Origin of the sequence: Paraburkholderia bannensis NBRC 103871 (assembly GCF_000685015.1) — a bacterium.
Classification (GTDB): domain Bacteria; phylum Pseudomonadota; class Gammaproteobacteria; order Burkholderiales; family Burkholderiaceae; genus Paraburkholderia; species Paraburkholderia bannensis.
In genome coordinates this window covers 193,076-212,378 of the sequence record NZ_BAYA01000001.1, presented here as the reverse complement: position 1 = coordinate 212,378, position 19,303 = coordinate 193,076, and the positions used below count along the sequence as shown (strand labels likewise).

17 protein-coding genes are annotated in these 19,303 nt (G+C 64.5%); 11 read left to right on the top strand and 6 right to left on the bottom strand.

The annotated features are described in order from the left end of the window. The first annotated feature begins 1 nt into the window (after position 1). Positions 2 to 586 carry a TolC family protein gene (locus BBA01S_RS39620; RefSeq protein ID WP_407668282.1) on the top strand — a complete coding sequence of 195 codons (585 nt, stop codon included), beginning with the start codon at positions 2 to 4 and terminating at the stop codon, positions 584 to 586. Between the two features lie 69 nt (positions 587 to 655). Here BBA01S_RS39620 and BBA01S_RS00935 read toward each other — a convergent pair whose 3' ends face one another. Then, on the bottom strand, positions 656 to 1,846 hold the full coding sequence (locus tag BBA01S_RS00935) for a urate hydroxylase PuuD (protein WP_027814786.1): 1,191 nt from the start codon (positions 1,844 to 1,846) through the stop codon (positions 656 to 658). 172 nt (positions 1,847 to 2,018) lie between these two features. Beyond that, positions 2,019 to 2,372, bottom strand: a complete 354-nt coding sequence (gene uraH, locus BBA01S_RS00930; protein ID WP_027814785.1) for a hydroxyisourate hydrolase — start codon at positions 2,370 to 2,372, stop codon at positions 2,019 to 2,021. A gap of 559 nt (positions 2,373 to 2,931) precedes the next feature. On the opposite strand from uraH, the gene BBA01S_RS00925 reads away from it, so the two are divergent. Further along, positions 2,932 to 4,299, top strand: a complete 1,368-nt coding sequence (locus BBA01S_RS00925; RefSeq protein WP_027814784.1) for an 8-oxoguanine deaminase — start codon at positions 2,932 to 2,934, stop codon at positions 4,297 to 4,299. A gap of 140 nt (positions 4,300 to 4,439) precedes the next feature. Here BBA01S_RS00925 and BBA01S_RS00920 read toward each other — a convergent pair whose 3' ends face one another. Next, entirely contained in the window at positions 4,440 to 5,372 is a 933-nt protein-coding gene (locus BBA01S_RS00920; RefSeq protein ID WP_027814783.1) for a LysR substrate-binding domain-containing protein, read from the bottom strand. 301 nt (positions 5,373 to 5,673) lie between these two features. On the opposite strand from BBA01S_RS00920, the gene BBA01S_RS39615 reads away from it, so the two are divergent. From BBA01S_RS39615 to BBA01S_RS00900, 4 genes are all read left to right on the top strand, one after another. Beyond that, on the top strand, positions 5,674 to 7,335 hold the full coding sequence (locus BBA01S_RS39615) for an ABC transporter ATP-binding protein (RefSeq protein WP_084161667.1): 1,662 nt from the start codon (positions 5,674 to 5,676) through the stop codon (positions 7,333 to 7,335). Between the two features lie 108 nt (positions 7,336 to 7,443). Then, complete coding sequence (locus BBA01S_RS00910; RefSeq protein WP_027814782.1) at positions 7,444 to 8,550, top strand: ABC transporter permease; 1,107 nt, start codon at positions 7,444 to 7,446, stop codon at positions 8,548 to 8,550. A gap of 64 nt (positions 8,551 to 8,614) precedes the next feature. Next, positions 8,615 to 9,544 carry an ABC transporter permease gene (locus BBA01S_RS00905; protein WP_027814781.1) on the top strand — a complete coding sequence of 310 codons (930 nt, stop codon included), beginning with the start codon at positions 8,615 to 8,617 and terminating at the stop codon, positions 9,542 to 9,544. Between the two features lie 92 nt (positions 9,545 to 9,636). Then, positions 9,637 to 10,737, top strand: a complete 1,101-nt coding sequence (locus BBA01S_RS00900) for a BMP family ABC transporter substrate-binding protein (protein ID WP_027814780.1) — start codon at positions 9,637 to 9,639, stop codon at positions 10,735 to 10,737. A gap of 121 nt (positions 10,738 to 10,858) precedes the next feature. On the opposite strand, the gene BBA01S_RS00895 is transcribed toward BBA01S_RS00900, so the two are convergent. Continuing rightward, positions 10,859 to 11,068, bottom strand: coding sequence for a dodecin (locus tag BBA01S_RS00895; protein ID WP_027814779.1), 210 nt, complete (start codon positions 11,066 to 11,068; stop codon positions 10,859 to 10,861). 234 nt (positions 11,069 to 11,302) lie between these two features. On the opposite strand from BBA01S_RS00895, the gene BBA01S_RS00890 reads away from it, so the two are divergent. Continuing rightward, positions 11,303 to 12,190 (top strand): NAD(P)-dependent oxidoreductase, encoded by an 888-nt coding sequence (locus BBA01S_RS00890; protein ID WP_042295551.1) that lies wholly within the window; start codon positions 11,303 to 11,305, stop codon positions 12,188 to 12,190. A 179-nt stretch (positions 12,191 to 12,369) separates the two neighbouring features. Continuing rightward, complete coding sequence (locus BBA01S_RS00885) at positions 12,370 to 13,962, top strand: ABC-F family ATPase (RefSeq protein WP_027814777.1); 1,593 nt, start codon at positions 12,370 to 12,372, stop codon at positions 13,960 to 13,962. Positions 13,963 to 14,074: 112 nt separating this feature from the next. On the opposite strand, the gene BBA01S_RS00880 is transcribed toward BBA01S_RS00885, so the two are convergent. Then, positions 14,075 to 14,818 (bottom strand): PA3715 family protein, encoded by a 744-nt coding sequence (locus BBA01S_RS00880; protein WP_156965811.1) that lies wholly within the window; start codon positions 14,816 to 14,818, stop codon positions 14,075 to 14,077. An 18-nt stretch (positions 14,819 to 14,836) separates the two neighbouring features. Further along, positions 14,837 to 15,577 (bottom strand): PA3715 family protein, encoded by a 741-nt coding sequence (locus tag BBA01S_RS39610; protein ID WP_156965810.1) that lies wholly within the window; start codon positions 15,575 to 15,577, stop codon positions 14,837 to 14,839. A 190-nt stretch (positions 15,578 to 15,767) separates the two neighbouring features. On the opposite strand from BBA01S_RS39610, the gene BBA01S_RS00870 reads away from it, so the two are divergent. The 3 genes from BBA01S_RS00870 (at position 15,768) to BBA01S_RS00860 (ending at position 19,301) form a co-directional block, all read left to right on the top strand. Beyond that, positions 15,768 to 17,201, top strand: a complete 1,434-nt coding sequence (locus BBA01S_RS00870; protein WP_027814775.1) for an aldehyde dehydrogenase family protein — start codon at positions 15,768 to 15,770, stop codon at positions 17,199 to 17,201. Positions 17,202 to 17,384: 183 nt separating this feature from the next. Continuing rightward, positions 17,385 to 18,575: an NAD(P)H-dependent flavin oxidoreductase gene (locus tag BBA01S_RS00865; protein ID WP_027814774.1), complete on the top strand. Its 1,191-nt coding sequence runs from the start codon at positions 17,385 to 17,387 to the stop codon at positions 18,573 to 18,575. A gap of 84 nt (positions 18,576 to 18,659) precedes the next feature. After that, a complete protein-coding gene (locus BBA01S_RS00860) occupies positions 18,660 to 19,301 on the top strand; it encodes an OmpW/AlkL family protein (protein WP_027814773.1) in 642 nt (213 codons plus the stop codon). Positions 19,302 to 19,303 lie beyond the last annotated feature (2 nt).

Below are 19,303 nucleotides of genomic sequence, written 5' to 3'. Positions count from 1 at the left end.
AATGGCGCTCCAGATCGCTCGCTTCGATACCGAAAAGGCGCGCGCGGCGCGCTATCCGAGCGTCGATCTTCAGGTCACGCATACACCGGCTGGCGCAGCGGGCGGCTATGCGCGGCCCACAACGACGACCACGGGCATGCTGTCCGTCACGATTCCGCTCTACTCGGGCGGCGAAATCAGCGCAAAGGTCGACGAAGCCAACGCGCTGCAGGACAAGGCGCGCGACGAACTCGACGCCGCCGTGCGCGACGCGGGCGCGAACGCACGCGATGCGTGGCTGCGCGTCAATTCGGGTGGGATGCGCGTGTCGGCGCTCGACGATGTGGTCAGGCGCGCACAGTCGGCGCTTGAGGCGACACGGATCGGCCAGCGCGCGGGCAGCCGCACGACTTACGACGTGCTGCGCGCCACCGACGCGTTCTACGCGAGCCGCCGCGATTGGATCCGCGCGCGCTACGACACCGTGCTTGCGACGCTCAAGCTGCTCGCGCAGGCGTCGATGCTCGATCTCGACGAAGTAGGGCGCCTGAACACGCAGTTGTTTGCGCCGGACTTCGCACCATCCCACGCATCGCGCGCCCCATGAAGAAAAGCCCGAAGCGCTCAACACGCTTCGGGCTTCTCCCCCTTCCCAACACCTGCAACTACATGACGCTTACTTCGCGCCGCCCTGGAACCAGGCAGCGATCTTCATGCGTTCGTCGTCCGTCATGTGCGTAACGTTGCCCAGCGGCATGGCCTTGAGCGTCACAGCCTGCTGATACAGACGCTGCGCATTCTGCGAGATTTCGTCAGGCGTATCGAGCATCACGCCTGCGGGTGCAGCGCCCATCATCGTCGGGTGAGCCGAGTGGCAGCCTGCGCAACGCTGTTGCAGGATCGGCTGGATGTCGGACACCTTGATGGTCGGTGCGTTGGCGGCTTCGGCTTGCGGCACGACCGGGCGCGGCAGCGTCCAGACCAGTGCGACGAACATCAGCGCCACGCCGCCGATCGGCAGATACCAGAGCTGCTGGCCACGATGGCGCATCACGAAGAACTGACGGATCAGCGCGCCGGCCAGCATGATGACGACGAGGACAGCCCAGTTGTATTCGTGGGCGTAGGTCATCGCGTAGTGGTTCGACAGCATCGCGAACACCACCGGCAGCGTGAAGTACGTGTTGTGTACCGAGCGCTGCTTGCCGCGCTTGCCGTAGATCGGGTTCGGCACTTCGCCCTTGAGCATCGCGTTGACCATCTTGCGCTGGCCAGGAATGATCACGAAGAACACGTTCGCCGACATGATCGTCGCCAGCATCGCACCCATGATCAGGTACGCGGCGCGGCCCGAGAAAATGTGGCAAGCGAGGTAAGCGGCGATCACGACATAGATGCCGACACACGCGCCGAGCAGCTTGTCCTTCGTGCCCAGCAGGCGGCACAGCGAGTCATAGACGATCCAGCCTGCAGCGAGGAAGCCCAGTGCGGAGGCCACCGCCACGACCGGGCCCATGTCGAGCACGTTCTTGTCGATCAGGTACGTGTTCGGTGCGAACAGATAGAGCACCGTGAACAGCGACGCGCCCGAGAGCCAGGTCGTGTACGAGGGCCACTTCGACCAGTGCAGGTCGTCGGGCATTTCGGGCGGCGCGACGGTGTACTTCTGCATGTTGTAGAAGCCGCCACCGTGGACGTGCCACAGTTCGCCGAACACGCCGCGACGCTTCTGGTTGGGATCCGTAGGCGGTTTGAGGCTGTTGTCGAGCGCGACGAAGTAGAACGATTCGCCGATCCAGGCGATCGCCGCGATGACGTGGAACCAGCGCAATGCGAGGTTCAGCCAGTCGGTAATAAAGCCTTCCATGAAACTCCTCCACTCCTGATTCGTTGCGCGCGGACGTCAGTGCGTCTCGCGCGGGACTGCGGGGGCGGCAACAGTGCAGCGCCGCAAAGCGGGGGCACGTGAGTGCGCCGCCTGTCTCTTCGATGTGTTGTTGTTGGCTGTGCTAGCAGCGCGAGCGGGCCTGGCTAACCAGTTAGCTGCCGCGATACGTGCTGTACGACCACGGCGACACCAGCAGCGGCACGTGATAGTGCGCGCCGGCATCGGCCACGCCAAAGCGCAGCACGACGCGATCGACGAAGCGCGGTTCCGGTACTTTCGTGCCGATCGAGGCGAAATAGTCGCCCGCATGGAACACGAGTTCATATTCGCCGGGGGTGAGCGCCGCGCCTTCGAGCAGCGGTTCGTCGCAGCGGCCGTCGTGATTGGTCGTGACGGTTTTCAGCGCGCGGCGGGACTCGCCGTCGAGCGCATGGAGTTCGACCTTGATGCCCGCGCCGGGACGGCCGTTCGCGGTGTCGAGCACGTGGGTAGTCAGCTTGCCCATTCGCAGTTTTCCTTGTCTTTTCCTGGTGTCATTGCGAGGTTTCGGCGGCGTCTCGATCCCATGATGCTCAAGCGGCGGATCGAGGCTCCACGTCAGTGGCTACATACCCGTCGGCGGATCGAAGCGAGCGCCGTGACCGCATTTTAAGAACGATCGGGCCGCAATCGCGCGAGCGATAGGAAAGATAATCCCCGTAGCATGAGCCTGGCCGCCGCGCCTTGCTGGATGCGGCTCCGAAGGGGGACGAAACCTCGGGTTTTCACTCATGGTCGTATCGTATCCGCGCCAAAAATCGACCTTTATATGAAGGGACTGAATTCCGGTATCTCGTCCAGGCGAATTGCCAGCGGAATTTTGGTTGCGCAAGGTTGCGGTCATGCGCGCTGCCGCTCACGGCGCAGCGCGCAACCCGAAGACGGCGCTGGGCGCCGGGTAACCGGGCCAGCGGCGTCCTCGTCAGGACGCGTCGGCACCGGTTGTTCCGGTAGATCGGCGCTGCGGCAAGGACGTCTGCTTCACATTCACAGTCAATTTACGGACAACGGAGCGAACAGACGCGATGGAACGCACGAAAACCTTGCTGGTCAAGAACGCCGACATGCTGGTCACGATGGACGCCGCGCGGCGCGAAATCCGCGGCGGCGGCATCTATGTCGAGAACAACCGCATCGTCGCGGTCGGCCCGACGGCGGAGCTGCCGCAGACCGCCGACGAGGTGATCGACGCCACCGGCCATATCGTCACGCCGGGGCTCGTCAACACTCACCACCACATGTACCAGAGCCTCACGCGCGCCGTGCCCGCCGCGCAGGACGCCGAGCTGTTCGGCTGGCTCACGAATCTCTACAAGGTCTGGGCCAACCTGACGCCGGAGATGATCGAGGTCTCGACGCTCACGGCCATGGCCGAACTGCTGCTGTCAGGCTGCACGACGTCGAGCGACCACCTCTACATCTACCCGAACGGCAGCCGCCTGGACGACAGCATTCGCGCCGCGCAGCAGATCGGCATGCGCTTTCACGCGGCGCGCGGCAGCATGAGCGTGGGGCAGAAGGATGGCGGCCTGCCGCCCGATTCGGTGGTCGAAAACGAGGACGCGATCCTCGCCGATACCCAGCGCCTGATCGAGACGTATCACGACGAGGGTCGCTACGCGATGCTGCGCGTGGTGGTCGCGCCGTGCTCGCCGTTCTCGGTAAGCCGCGACCTGATGCGCGAATCGGCGACGATGGCGCGCCATTACGGCGTATCGATGCACACGCACCTCGCGGAAAACGTCAACGACATCGCCTATAGCCGCGAGAAGTTCGGCATGACGCCCGCCGAATACGCCGAGGATCTGGGCTGGGTCGGCCACGATGTGTGGCACGCGCACTGCGTGCAGCTCGACGACCATGGCATCGGCCTGTTCGGGCGCACCGGCACGGGCGTCGCGCACTGTCCGTGCTCGAACATGCGGCTGGCATCCGGCATTGCGCCGATCAAGAAAATGCGGCTTGCGGGCGTGCCGGTGGGCCTTGGCGTGGATGGTTCCGCATCGAACGACGGCGCGCAGATGGTGGCCGAAATGCGCCAGGCGATGCTGCTCGCGCGCGTGGGTTTTGGCCCCGATGCGATGACGGCGCGCGAAGCGCTGGAAATCGCCACGCTGGGCGGCGCGAAGGTGCTGGGCCGCGACGATATCGGCGCGCTCGCCCCGGGCATGGCCGCGGATTTCATCGCTTTCGACCTGCGCCAGCCGTTGTTCGCGGGTGCGCTGCACGATCCGGTCGCCGCGCTGGCGTTCTGCGCGCCGTCGCAGGTCGCGTTGTCGGTGATCGACGGGCGTGTGGTGGTGAAGGGCGGCGTGTTGCAGACCGTCGAACTCGGGCCGGTGATCGAGCGCCATAACCGGCTCGCGGGGCAGCTTGCGCAGGCGGCGCGCTGATCCAGGTGCATAAGCGCGAAATGCGTAAGCGAAGCGCATGAAGCAAAACGGGCGGCGCGCAAAAGCGGGCCGCCCGTGTCGTAACGCACTAGCCGTTCGGCAAAACGGCGCGTGCGATATCGGTGGTATCAGCGGTAGCGTCAGGGTTTGTCGATCAGCGTCCTGGTGGCTTCGGCGACGAGGCTGCGCAACCAGCGGACTTCATCCGAATAGTGACAACGCTCGTGCCACAACTGGTAGTACTGCATCGGCGGGAAGTCGAGCGGCGCCGGCACGACCGTCAGCGGCAGGAAGCGCGCGTAATGATCGGCGAAGAGGCGCGTGGTGGTGAACACCAGATCCGACTTGATGAGCACGTACGGCGCCAGGTTGAAGTACGGCAGCGTGACGACGACATGACGCTTCAGGCGCTCGCGCGCGAGGTGCACGTCAATGGCGCCGCGCTGGCCGACGGAATAGGGCGTCGGCGCGAGATGCGGCGCATTGAGGTACTGGTCGAGCGTGAGCCCGCCGCGCTTGGCGAACGGGTGCGTGTTGCTCATCAGGCAGACGATCTGGTCGACGAACAGATTCGACAAGTGCAACTGCTCGGGCGGCTCCGGCCAGTTGCCGATCACGATATCGAGCTTGCCTTCTTCGAGCGCCAGTTCGTAGTCGAACGCAGGCCCGAGCGAATGGAATTCGAGCGTGGCGTTCGGCGCGGCCTGGCGGAAACGCTCGACCACGGTGGGCACGAACAGGACGTTCAGGTAGTCCGGACAGCCGATGCGGTAACAGCGGATCGAGGTCGCCGGATCGAAATTATGCTGCTGGAAGCGGATGCGCTCGATCTCGCGCAGGGCGTTTTGCACGGGTTCGAGCAGGCGCAGGCCATATTCGGTCGGCACCATGCCGGACTTGCCGCGCACGAGCAGCGGGTCGCCGGTGATGTCGCGCAGACGCCGTAGCGCCGCGCTGATAGCGGGTTGCGACTGATTGAGCTTGACGGCCGCGCGCGTCACGCTGCGCTCCATCAAGAGGGTGTGCAAGACGCGCAAAAGGTACGTGTCGATCGCCTCGCGTTGCTGGCTCATGAAATCTCCGAATTATATGTTTTGGCTGATCGAGGGGCTTTAGGGATATATGTTTTTTAATATGTACAAAAAGACCCGTCAAGAGAGGGTTCTACTGAGCCATCCTGACAAGTCCCTGTTGCGCGTGGCGCAACGGCGTGTCTCGGGGATTTTTGTCGGCTCGACGCTGACGCGGCTGGCAAGGTATCGTCACCTCGCATGGGGGCGCTTTGCGCGGCCACAGACAAGGCTTTTGCGCAAAGGGTAGTCGCAGGCAAAAACGGACAACGAACTAGCCATAACGTACTACGGCGGAACATTCATGGGCGATTCTTCTTCCCGTCAAACGGGCGTAACGGGTCAAGCGGGCGTAACGGCCGATGCGGGACACGGCTCAGCGCAGCGCGTGCCGCGACTGGCGCTTTCCGGCATTACGAAGCAGTACCCGGCGGTGCGCGCGAACGACGACGTCACGCTCACGGTCGCGCCCGGCGAGATCCACGCGCTGCTCGGCGAAAACGGGGCGGGCAAGAGCACGCTCATGAAGATCGTCTACGGCGCGGTGCGACCCGACGCGGGCGAGATTCGTTGGGAAGGCCAGGCTGTCGAAATCGCGAGTCCCGCCGCGGCGCGCAAGCTCGGCATCGGCATGGTGTTCCAGCATTTTTCGTTGTTCGAAACGCTCACGGTCGGCGAGAACATCGCGCTCTCGCTCGACGAGAAGTTCGATCTCAAGACGCTGGCCGCGCGCATTCGCGAGGTGTCGGGGCAATACGGGCTGGACGTCGATCCGCAGCGCCACGTGCACAGCCTCACGGTGGGCGAGCGCCAGCGCGTGGAGATCGTGCGCTGCCTGCTGCAGAACCCGCGTCTGCTGATCATGGACGAGCCGACTTCGGTGCTCACGCCGCAGGCCGTGCGCAAGCTGTTCGGCACGCTGCGCAGGCTGGCCGCGGAAGGGTGCAGCATCCTCTACATCAGTCACAAGCTCGACGAAATCCAGGAGCTTTGCGATACGGCCACGGTGCTGCGCGGCGGCAAGGTGACAGGCAACGTGATTCCGCGCGAGGAAACCCATGCGTCGCTCGCGCGCTTGATGGTCGGGCGTGAACTGCCCGCCTATACGCGGCGCGCGCATACGCCTGGCGACGTGCTGCTCGACGTCAAGCATCTGTCGATGCCGAGCGACGATCCGTTCGGCACCTCGCTCGACGATGTGAGCTTCGGCGTGCATGCGGGCGAGATTCTTGGCATCGCGGGCGTGTCGGGCAACGGCCAGGCGGAGCTGCTTGCGGCGCTCTCGGGCGAGGCGCGCCAGACGCCTGCGGGTCGGCACGGCGCGGCGGATTCGGTGACGATCTGCGGCAAGGCGGCGGGGCGTCTTTCGGCGGGCGCGCGACGTCGGCTGGGTTTTGCGTTCGTACCGGAAGAGCGTCTCGGTCGCGGCGCGGTGCCCGCGATGTCGCTTGCTGAAAATGCGCTGCTCACGGCGCATCGCGAAGGCATGGTGCGCTCGGGCTGGCTCAAGACCGGGGCGATGCGCGCGTTCGCGCAACGCTGCATCGGCGCATTCGACGTGCGCTGCGGCGGCCCCGATGCGCTCGCGCAAAGCCTCTCGGGCGGCAACTTGCAAAAGTACATCGTCGGGCGCGAGATCCTGCAGGAGCCCAAGGTGCTCGTGGTCGCGCAGCCCACCTGGGGCGTGGACGTGGGCGCGGCGGCATTCATCCGTCAGCAGTTGCTCGACCTGTCGGCGCGCGGTGTGGCGATTCTCGTGATTTCGGAAGAACTCGAAGAACTGTTCGATATCTGCGACCGCATCGCCGTGCTCGCGGGCGGGCGTCTCTCACCCGCGCGTTTGACCGGCGAAACCAACGCCGAAGAAATCGGCCGCTGGATGGCGGGGCTGTTTGGCGACCGCGCCTCGCAATCGCCTGGCGGCCCGCCGCCTGCGGAGCCTGCCGCACCAGCCGCGCACGCCTGATCGAATGCCTGGCTGACGCAAGCCGAACGAACTGAATAACGACAACGCGACAACCACGCAACAACAACGCAACAACATCGCGACCGCCCATTCCAACGCCACGCCGACATGATTTTTCCCTACCGACTCGAAGCCCGCACGACGCCGTCCCGCACGGTGCGCATCGCGGTGCCGCTGATCGCTGCGCTGCTCACGCTGGCGATCGGCTTCCTGATCTTCGGCCTCGTGGGCCGCGATCCCTTGCAGGCCATGCACGCCTTCTTCATCGAACCGCTATCGACGGTCAACGGCTGGTCGGAGCTCCTGCTCAAGGCGTCGCCGTTGTGCCTGATCGCGCTGGGTCTCGCGGCGGGCTATCGCGCGAACGTCTGGAACATCGGCGCCGAAGGGCAGATGGTGCTCGGCGGCATCGCGGCAAGCGGCGTGGCGATCTACTTCGATCAGGCTAGCGGCTGGTGGATCCTGTTCCTGATGATGATCGCGGGCGTGCTCGGCGGCATGGCGTGGGCGGCGATTCCCGCATGGCTCAAGAGCCGCTTCAACACCAATGAGATCCTCACGAGCCTGATGCTCACGTATGTCGCCACGCAATTGCTGATCTGGCTCGTGAGCGGCCCGTGGCGCGATCCGAACGGCATGAATTTTCCGCTCTCCGAAATGTTCAGCGGCGACGCGCTCTATCCGACTTTCGGCGGCGACTGGCGCATCCACTGGCTGCGCGGCACGCGCCTGAATGCGTCGGTCTTCCTCACGCTCGCGGCCATTCCGCTGGTGTGGCTCTTCATGCGCCGCAGCTTCGCGGGCTATCGCATGAGCGTGGGCGGTCTGGCGCCGCTCGCCGCGCGCTACGCGGGTTTCTCGGAGAAGAAGACGATCTGGACGTCGCTGCTGCTTTCCGGCGGTCTCGCGGGCCTGGCCGGGATGGGCGAAATCGCCGGGCCGATCGGCCAGTTGCAGGCGACGTGGTCGCCAGGTTACGGCTTCACGGCGATCATCGTCGTGTTCGTCGGGCGGCTGCATCCCATTGGCATCGTGCTCGCGAGCCTCCTGATGGCGCTGCTGTATCTGGGCGGCGAAGCGGTGCAAACCTCGCTGCAACTGCCGCAGGCACTCTCGGGCGTGTTCCAGGGCTTGCTGCTGTTCTGCCTGCTCGGCGCGGATCTGTTCGTGAACTACCGCGTTCGCCGCCGCCCCAACGTCGCCGCCGCGCACTGATTGCGCTCGCTTACGCCTGATTACGCCCCCTACACAAGATTCGAAGATACGAAGGCAACACGACATGGATATCCAGCAAGCCAGTTCGCTCGCTTCGAGCGCCGTCACCGCCGCCATTCCGCTGATGTTCGCGGGCGTGGGCGAACTCGTCACGGAGAAGTCGGGCGTGCTCAATCTCGGCGTGGAAGGGATGATGCTGATGGGCGCGGTCACCGGCTACGCGGTCACGACGATCAGCGGCAATCCGTGGCTCGGCCTCGCGGCCGGCATGGCGGCGGGCGTCGCGATGTCGCTGCTGTTCGGCTTTCTCGTGCTGACGATGCTCGCCAACCAGGTCGCGACCGGGCTGTCGCTCACGATCTTCGGCGTGGGGCTGTCGGCGTATGTGGGCAAGCCGTACACCTCGGCGGCCACCTCGGCGACCATCAACGCATGGCCGATTCCCGGCCTCTCGCAACTGCCCGTGGTTGGCCCGGCGTTCTTCAATCTCACGCCTGTCGACTACCTCGCGTTCGTGATGTTCGGCGTGGTCGCGTGGTTTCTCTATCGCACGCGCGCGGGACTCGTGCTGCGCTCGGTCGGCGAGTCGCCGCAGGTCGCGCATTCGGTGGGCTTTCCGGTGATCGGCGTGCGTTATGGCGCGACGGCGTTCGGTGGCGCGATGGCGGGGCTTGCGGGCGCTTACTACTCGGTCGTGCAACTGCACCTGTGGCAGGAGCAGATCACGGCGGGGCGCGGCTGGATTGCGCTGGCGCTCGTGGTGTTCGCGACGTGGCGCCCGGGTCGGCTGTTGATCGGCGCGCTGCTGTTCGGCGCGGTGACGGGCGCGCAGTTCTACGCGCAGGCGATTGGCGTGCCGGTGCCCACGCAGTTCCTCGCCATGCTGCCGTATGTGGCCACCGTCGTCGTGCTCGTGCTGATTTCGCGCAACCCGAACACGATCCGCCTGAACGCCCCTGCATCGCTCGGCAAGCCGTTCTTTGGGGCAGCCTAGTTGTCCGCGCAACGAGTATCGACGATTCGACATTGCTCGCAGTTCTCAATCCACCATAGCAGCACGCTTCCTAACGGGACCGGAGAGTCACCATGAAAAAAACCATCCTGACCGCTTTCGCCGTGGCCGCTACGTGCGGCGCGGCGGCGCTCGCGCCGTCGGCTCAGGCCGCTGATGCGCCGGGCGTCGGTACGCCGGGCGTTGCGTTCGTCTACCTCGGCAATCCGGGCGATGCCGGCTGGACTTACGCCCACGATCAGGGCTCGAAGGCCGCCGAACAGAAGTTCGGCAGCAAGATCAAGATTACGCGCGTCGAGAACGTGCCTGAATCGGCGGATTCGGAGCGCGTGTTCCGCGATCTCGCGAGCAAGGGCAACAAGATTATTTTCGGTTCGAGCTTCGGTTATCAGGACTTCGAACTGAAGGTCGCCAAGGACTTCCCGGACACCGTGTTCCTGCACGCGACCGGCTACAAGAAGGCAACGAACTTCGGCACCTATGACGTGCGCATGTACCAGGGGGCGTATCTCGCGGGCGTCGCGGCGGGTTACGCGACGAAAACGAACACGCTCGGCTTCGTCGCGTCAGTGCCGATTCCCGAAGTCGTGCGCAACATCAACGCGTACACGCTGGGCGCGCGCTCGGTGAACCCGAAGGTTCACACCAAGGTCATCTGGATCAATAGCTGGTTCGATCCGGGCAAGGAAAAGCAGGCCGCCGAAACGCTGATCGGCCAGGGCGCCGACGTGCTGCTGCAAAACACCGATTCGAGCGCGACGCTCGCGACTGCCGAAGAGAAACACGTGCACGCCTTCGGCTGGGACTCGAACATGAAGAAGTTCGGCCCGGACGCGCATCTCGGTTCGGTTGAAGCGAACTGGGGCGTGTATTACGTCGCCGCAATCCAGCAGGTGCTCGATGGCAAGTGGAAGAACGATCCGGTGTGGTGGGGCATTCCGCAAAAGGCCGTCGATCTCGGCGACGTGAATACGGCTGCGCTTTCCGCCGATGCGCAGAAGGCCGTGGCCGCGAAGCGCGAGTCCATCGCCAGCGGCAAGTGGGACGTGTTCACGGGGCCGATCAAGGATCAGACCGGCGCGGTGAAGGTGCCCGCGGGCAAGACGCTGACCGATCCGGAACTGCAACGCCTGAACTGGTACGTCGAAGGCGTGGACGGCTCGCTGCCGAAGTAAGCCGGCGCATAAGCGGAAAAGCCGGCTCGAAAACAAGCCTGCTTTCGTAGGATCATTGCAGCGCCACGCGGCTGCGCGATGCCTTTGCGGCGCGCGCAGCCGTTTTCATTGGCAAGACGGTTTATTCGTCGATCCGCAAGCCGACCTTGATCGTCACCTGCCAGTGCATGACCTTGTCGCCTTCGATCAGGCCGCGGGTTTCGGTGACTTCGAACCAGTGCAGGTGACGCAGCGTTTTCGACGCTCGCGCGATGGCGCAGCGGATCGCTTCGTCGCTCGAAACGGTGGATGAACCGGTGAGTTCGATTTGCTTGTAGACGTGGTCGCTCATGACAAAGTCTCCTCGATGGGGGCGGCGCGCGCGTGACCTTCGACGGGCACGTCAATCGAGTATAGGTAACGACCCGTCGAGCGCCAGCGCGCCTCAGGCTGCGCTGCGCGACAGACGCCGGCGGGTATCATGGCGCCTCGCGCACGCGGCAAGTTTCCAGGCCGCATCGCGCATGCCCGTCAGCGGGCGTGAGCGAACGATGGCGATATAGACATGCAGCAGGAGACAAGGACGATGCAGAAGCAGGAACTGGGATTTTGCGGGCCGGGCTTGATGGGCGCGCCGATGATTCGCCATTTGCTTGGCGCGGGGCACGCGGTTCATGTGTGGAACCGCTCGCGCGCGAAGGCCGAGGCGCTCGTGGCCGACGGCGCGCAGGTCGTGGAGATGCCGCAAGCGCTCGCGCAATGCGCGGACGTGGTGCTGCTATGCGTGGCCGATGGCGCGGCGGTCGAACAGACGGTATTCGGCGAGCACGGCTTGCTGAGCGGCGCCGGGCCGAAGCGCGTGCGCCGCATCGTGGATCATTCGAGCATTCCGCCGCAACTCACGCGCGAGCTGGCCGCGCGCGCGGCGGCGCTGGGCGTCGGCTGGGTCGATGCGCCGGTGTCGGGCGGCGTGGGCGGCGCGCAGGCGGGCACGCTCGCCGTGATGGCAGGCGGCGAAGCCGCGGACGTCGAAGCCGTCGCGCCGATTCTCGCCGCGTACTCGGCGCGCGTCACGCACATGGGCGCGGCGGGCGCGGGCCAGACCACCAAGCTCTGCAACCAGGCCATCGTCACGGCGACGGTCGCCGCCATCGCCGAAGCCGTCGGCCTCGCGCGCCGCAGCGGCATCGACGCCACCAAGCTGCCCGAAGCGCTCGCGGGCGGCTGGGCCGATTCGACGCTCCTGCGCACCTTCGTGCCGCGCATGACGCAGGAGGGCCTCGCGCCCATCGGCGCGCTGAAAACGTTCCAGAAGGACGTCGATACGGTGGCCGCCGCCGCACAGCAGACCGGCACGCCCATGCCCGTCGCGGGCACGGTGCAGCAGGTTCTGCGGCTGGGCGCCGCGATGGGGCTCGATCAGGCCGATCTGTCCGGTTTCGTCGATGTGCTACAGACGCCGCGACGCGGCTAGGCTTGCATGACAGGGGCCAGGCCGCCGCCCGTGCACGAATCTGCCACGAATTTCCGGTAATTTCGAAACCGCGCGCCGCCGTGCCCTGACGCCGCGACCAGACACTGGCAGGCGCGCGCGAACTGGCATAACCTGCTAAAATTACAGGTTTTTCGTCGATCTACTTACCGGGACGCGCTGTGCTCTCTACCGCCAACATCACCATGCAATTCGGGCCGAAGCCCTTGTTCGAGAACATCTCGGTCAAATTCGGCGAAGGCAACCGCTATGGCCTGATCGGCGCGAACGGTTGCGGCAAGTCCACGTTCATGAAGATCCTGGGCAGCGATCTCGAGCAAAGCTCGGGCAACGTTATCCTCGAACCGAACGTGCGCCTGGGCAAGCTGCGCCAGGATCAGTTCGCATACGAAGACGTGCGCGTGCTCGACGTCGTCATGATGGGCCACACCGAAATGTGGGCCGCCATGAGCGAGCGCGATGCGATCTACGCGAACCCCGAAGCCACCGACGACGACTACATGCACGCCGCCGAACTCGAAGCGAAGTTCGCCGAGTACGACGGCTACACGGCCGAAGCGCGTGCGGGCGAGCTGCTGCTCGGCATCGGCATCGGCACGGAATTCCACAACGGCCCGATGAGCGGCGTGGCGCCGGGCTGGAAGCTGCGCGTGCTGCTCGCGCAGGCGCTGTTCTCGAAGCCGGACGTGCTGCTGCTCGACGAACCGACCAACAACCTCGACATCAACTCGATCCGTTGGCTGGAAGATGTTCTGAACGAGTACAACTCGACCATGATCATCATTTCCCACGATCGACACTTCCTGAACCAGGTCTGCACGCACATGGCGGACATGGACTACGGCACGTTGAAGGTCTATCCGGGCAACTACGACGACTACATGCTGGCGTCGACGCAGGCGCGCGAGCGCCAGGCCAACGCCAACGCCAAGGCGAAGGAACGCGTCGCCGACCTGCAGGACTTCGTGCGCCGCTTCTCGGCGAACAAGTCCAAGGCGCGTCAGGCCACCAGCCGCCTGAAGATGATCGACAAGATCAAGATCGAGGAATTCAAGCCCTCGTCGCGTCAGAACCCGTTTATCCGCTTCGAATTCGAGAAGAAGCTGCACAACATCGTCGTGGTCGCGGAAGAGATCACGAAGACCTACGAGCGCCGCATCTTCAACAAATTCAACATCAGCGTGCAGCCGGGCGAGCGTATCGCCATCATCGGCGAAAACGGCGCGGGCAAGACCACGCTGCTGCGTTCGCTGCTGGGCAAGCTGGCCGTCGATAACGGCTCGGTGAAGTGGGCGGAAAACGCCAGCATCGGCTACATGCCGCAGGACACGTACGAAGAGTTCCCGAACGACGTCACGCTGATGGAATGGATCGACCAGTACCGTCAGGAAGGCGACGACGAACAATCCGTGCGCGGCACGCTGGGCCGTCTGCTGTTCAGCGCGGACGATATCCGCAAGTCGGTCAAGGTGCTGTCGGGTGGCGAAAAGGGCCGCATGATCTGGGGCAAGCTGATGCTGGGCCGCCACAACGTGCTGATGATGGACGAGCCGACCAACCACATGGACATGGAATCGATCGAGTCGCTGCAGATCGCGCTCGACAAGTTCGAAGGCACGCTGGTGTTCGTGTCGCACGACCGCGAGTTCGTGAACGGCCTGGCCAATCGCATCATCGAAGTGAAAACCGATGGCACGATCAACGACTACAGCGGCAACTATGAGGACTTCCTGGCGAGCCAGGGTCTGCATTAAGCCGGGTTTTCGGTCGCTGAATCTGGCGGTCGAAGCTTGAAATGAAAACGGGCAACGCTTAATGCGTTGCCCGTTTTGTTTTGTGGGCCGCGAACGGATCTAGTTGCCGGGCTTAGTTCTCGTACTGCAAGCCTGCCGGGATGCGGTAGGCGCTGTCGTGGTATTCGAGCGTCACGCTGTCGCGTTGCGGCAGCGAGTTGCTGACCTCGCATTTTTCCGGCGTGCCGCTCACCGTCTCCTCGACCGTTTTCTCCTGGATCTTCAGGGGCGCAAAGCCGTTGGCCTGCGCGGCTCCTACGGCAATCGTGCGTTTCGTGTCGCTCGACTCGGAGCTGCAGGCGCTGCCCCGGCTGGTGTTCCACTCACTGGCCTTCAGGCGATCCAGCACGGTTCGCATGCGGCTGCCGTCGAGCAGATAGAGACTCAGCGTCGTGACGCCAGACATGTCCGCCGGATAACCCCCCGAAGACTTCAATCGCACGCCGAATGCGCGTTGCGTGGGCGTGAGCTGATAGCGCGCGGTATCGATCTCGATGCCGTCGAAGAAGTGGCCCGACTCGTACTGAATGGCCGCCGCCTGGAATTGATGCGCGACGATGGCACCCGTCGCTGTGCTGGCGATGAGCACGTCCACGTCGATGCTGCCGCCATCGTCGTTGCCGGACGCATTCTGAACCGGTAGCGCGGCGATAGTCAGTGCTTCGTCGGCTGGCCAGATTTTGCAGACAGCATGTTTCTGGTCGAGCGTCTGACTGGGATGCAGCTTGTCCATCCAGGTCTGCAAATAGTCCTCGCATCCCGCATGAGCGACGAGCGGAGCGAAGCAGGCGATGAGGCAAAGCAGGGTGCGTTTCATGCGCATTCGCTCCGACGCTCAGTCGACATATTGCATGCCCTTGGGCACGCCGTATTTGCCGTTGCGGTATTCGAGCGTGAAGTTGGCGCGCTTCGCCGGTTTGGCGTGATCGACGCAATTTGCCGTGGTGCCGGTATTGACGGTCTCGACCGACTTTTCGGCGACCTTGAGCGCGGCGTAACCGTCCTTGCCCGCCGGGCCGATATCGAGCGTGCGCGTCGTCTCGTTGAACGTGCCTGCACAGTTGCCGTCCCAGTCGCCATTGCTGTCGCCGACGATCAGCCGATCGACGACGGTGCGCAGACTTTGGCCATCGATCACGTAAAGGCTCAACACCGATTGACCGGCCGGATTGACACGGGACATGCCTTCGTGAAAGACGCGCACGCCGAACGCGCGGTTCTGCGGCGTCAGTTGATAACGCGCGGTATCGAGCGTCAAACTGGAAAGCTGCATCGCGTCGTATGTAATCGCGCCTTTCTGGAACTGATGCGCGATGATCGTCCCGGAAGCCGAATCCGCGACCAGCACTTCCAGGTCATCGGTGCCTTCATCGTCGTTGCTGCTTTTCTGCGGCAGCGGCAGCGCCGCAATCGTCAGCGCTTCGTTCGCGGGCCAGACCTTGCACACCGCATGTTCCGTATCGAGTGCGCGGCCCGGATGCAGTTGCGTAGTCCACTTCTGGAAGTTGTCCTCGCAGCCCGCGTGAGCAAGCAGCGGCGTGAGACCAATGGCGAGACAGAGCAGGGTACGTTTCATGAAGCGCATGAGCGAATGAAGGAGCGCGCAGTATAAGGGTGCGACCAAAACCCGCGCCTGAATGTGCGCACCACCTTCCGTAAGCGTCAAGCACGCTAGAATGCGTGATCGCTGCGTCGCAAGGTCGCACTCCCGACGCATACGAGCGAACGCACAAAAGCGAACACAAACGGAGACAGGAGCACCGCGCATGAAACAGTTCGACCAGCTTTACATCAACGGCCAATGGGTCGCGTCGCAGGGCAAGGGCACGATCGACGTGTTCGACTCGGGCACCGAGGCCGTCATGGGCCGCATCCCCGAAGGCAACGAGGCCGATGCCGAAGCCGCCATCGCCGCCGCGCGGGCCGCCTTCGACGCCTGGGCGACGACGCCCGCCGCCGAGCGCGGCGCGTACCTGCAAAAGATCGCCGACAACCTCAAGGCCCGCACCGACGAACTCGCGCAACTGATCGCCGGCGAAGTGGGCATGCCGCTCAAGCTCGCCCGCGCGATCCAGGTAGGCGGCCCGGTCTACAACTGGAGCGCTTACGCGAAGCTCGCGAGCGAGTTCCAGTACGAGGAGCGCGTCGGCAACTCGCTGGTCGTGCGCGAGCCGGTGGGCGTCGTGGCGGCGATCACGCCGTGGAACTATCCGCTTAACCAGATCACGCTGAAGGTCGCCGCCGCGCTCGCGGCAGGCTGCACCGTCGTGCTCAAGCCGTCCGAGATCGCGCCGCTGAACGCCTTCGTGCTCGCCGAGGCGATCCACGAAGCGGGCCTGCCCGCAGGCGTATTCAATCTCGTGAGCGGCTATGGCCCGGTCGTCGGCGAACTGATGGCCCGCCATCCCGAAGTCGATATGGTCTCGTTCACTGGATCGACGCGCGCGGGCAAGCGCGTGTCCGAAGTGGCGTCGGCGAGCGTCAAGCGCGTGTCGCTCGAACTGGGCGGCAAGTCGGCCTCGGTCGTGCTCGACGACGCGGATTTCGCGGCGGCGGTGAAGGGCACCGTAGGCGCGTGCTTCCTGAACTCGGGGCAGACCTGCTCGGCGCACACGCGCATGATCGTGCCGGAGTCGCGTTACGACGAGGCGCGCGAACTGGCGAAAGCCGCGGCAGAAGCCTACACGGTCGCCGATCCGCGCGACGAGAAAGCGAAGCTCGGGCCGCTCGCGTCGAAGGTGCAGCAGGAGCGTGTGCAGCACTACATCGAGCGCGGCATTGCCGATGGCGCCGAACTCGTCACGGGCGGCGCAGGCATGCCGGACGGCCTGACGAAGGGCTTCTTCGTCAAGCCAACCGTGTTCGGCCGCGTGCCGCGCGACGCGGCTATCGCGCAGGAGGAAATCTTCGGCCCGGTGCTGACCATCCTCACGGCCAAGGACGAAGACGACGCCGTGGCGATCGCCAACGATTCGCTCTATGGCCTGGGCGGCGCGGTCTGGGCGGGCAGCGACGAGCGCGCGATGCGCGTCGCTCGCCGCATTCGTACGGGCCAGATCGACATCAACGGCGGCGCCTGGAACATGGCCGCGCCGTTCGGCGGCTACAAGCAATCGGGCCATGGCCGCGAAAACGGTGTGTACGGCCTGGAGGAATACCTCGAGTACAAGTCGATGCAGTTCAAGGTGCCGAAGGCTTGAGCGCTTGAACAGCCAGTAGAAAACGCCGCGCCTTGCAAATGTCATGGTGCGACGTTTTGATTTAACTCATTGATGCGGGAGTCATTGCTGGCTCCCGCATTTCTTTTTGACTTTTATCAATGCTGCCATCGGGGCGCGCGCGACCATTAGCGTTTTGTCATCGACAACGCTAAGCGGGTCACCATGTTTCCTGATCATTCATTCGCGCCGCTCCAACTTCGTGGCCGTCAACTGCTGCCCATCGTGCAAGGCGGCATGGGCGTCGGCATTTCCGCGCACCGGCTTGCTGGCAGCGTGGCGCGCGAGGGCGCGCTCGGCACCATCGCGAGCATCGACCTGCGCCATCATCACGCCGACCTGGTCGAGCAATGCCGCGCCGATCCGCGTCACGAGACGCTCGCACAGGCCAATCTCGTCGCGCTGGGCCGCGAGATCGAGGCCGCGCGCAAGCTGGCCGACGGCCACGGCATGATCGCCGTGAACGTCATGAAAGCCGTCAATGCGCACGCCGATTACGTGCGCGCCGCCTGCGAGCACGGCGCCGACGCCATCGTCATGGGCGCGGGCCTGCCGCTCGACCTGCCCGATCTCACCCAGGGCGTCGATATCGCCCTGATTCCGATTCTGTCCGACGCGCGCGGCGTCTCGCTCGTGCTCAAGAAGTGGATGAAGAAAGGGCGTCTGCCCGACGCCGTGGTGCTGGAGCATCCGGCCCATGCGGGCGGTCACCTTGGCGTGACCGATCTTGCCGATATGGGCAACGATCGCTTCGGCTTCGAGCGCATCTTCGAGGAACTGGACGGCGTGCACGCGACGCTCGGCATCTCGCGCAGCGACGTGCCGCTGATCGTCGGTGGCGGCATCAATAGCCATGAGGCCGTGCGGCGCTGGCTCCAGGCGGGCGCGAATGGCGTGCAGGTCGGCACGCCGTTCGCCGTGACCGAAGAGGGCGACGCGCATCCCAACTTCAAGCGCGTGCTCGTCGATGCAAAGCCCGAAGATATCGTCGAATTCGTCAGCGTCACGGGTCTGCCCGCGCGCGCCGTGAGAACGCCGTGGCTCGACCGCTATCTGCGCAACGAATCGCGCATCCGCGCGAAGATCGGCCAGGTGAAGAATGCGTGCCCGACGGGGCTCGAATGTCTGTCCGTGTGCGGCCTGCGCGACGGCATCGAGAAGTTCGGCCACTTCTGCATCGACACGCGTCTGACGGCCGCCTTGCGCGGCGAGGTGTCGAACGGGCTCTTTTTCCGCGGGCGCGAGACGTTGCCTTTTGGCAACGCCATCCGGTCGGTGAGAGACCTTTTGGAGCTGCTTTTGACGGGTTCTGCGCGACCTGCGGTCGCACATCGCGCGGCGTTTGCGCTCAACTGACCCGAATCAAAAAAGGGATCGCCCCTGCCTCGGACAATTCGCAGTGTCTTGCGAATCACCGCGGGAACAACAGGGGTTATCACCATGAAAAAACAGATCAAGACCATCGCGGCCGCGGCCGTGCTCGCACTGGGTGCGGGTTTCGCTGCTTCGGCGGCGCAGGCTGCCACGCCGGACACGGGGATTTATGCGGGCGACTGGCTCGTGCGCCTGCGCGCCATCAGCATCATGCCGCAATCGAGCACGAGCGGCGCGCTCACCACGCTCAAGACCGACGTCAACAACGCCATCGTGCCCGAGCTGGACTTCACCTACATGGCGACGAACAACATCGGCGTGGAGCTGATTCTGGGCACGTCGCGCCACCAGGTGACGTCGAGCCTTGGCGCGCTGGGCGGCGTCGGCGTGCTGCCGCCCACGCTGCTGTTGCAGTACCACTTCAACAACGCGGGCGTGTTCCGGCCTTACGTTGGCGCGGGCATCAACTACACACTGTTCTACAACAACGGTCTGCACGCGGGCGGCCAGCCGGTGTCGATCGATAACCATAGCTTCGGCCCGGCGCTGCAATTCGGCGTCGATTACCAGGTCGCGAAGAACGTGTTCGTGAACGCGGACATCAAGAAGATCTGGATGCGCACGGGTGCGTCGCTCAACGGCTCGTCGCTGGGCACGCTGTATATCGACCCGATCATCGTGGGTATCGGCGTCGGCATGAAGTTCTGAGC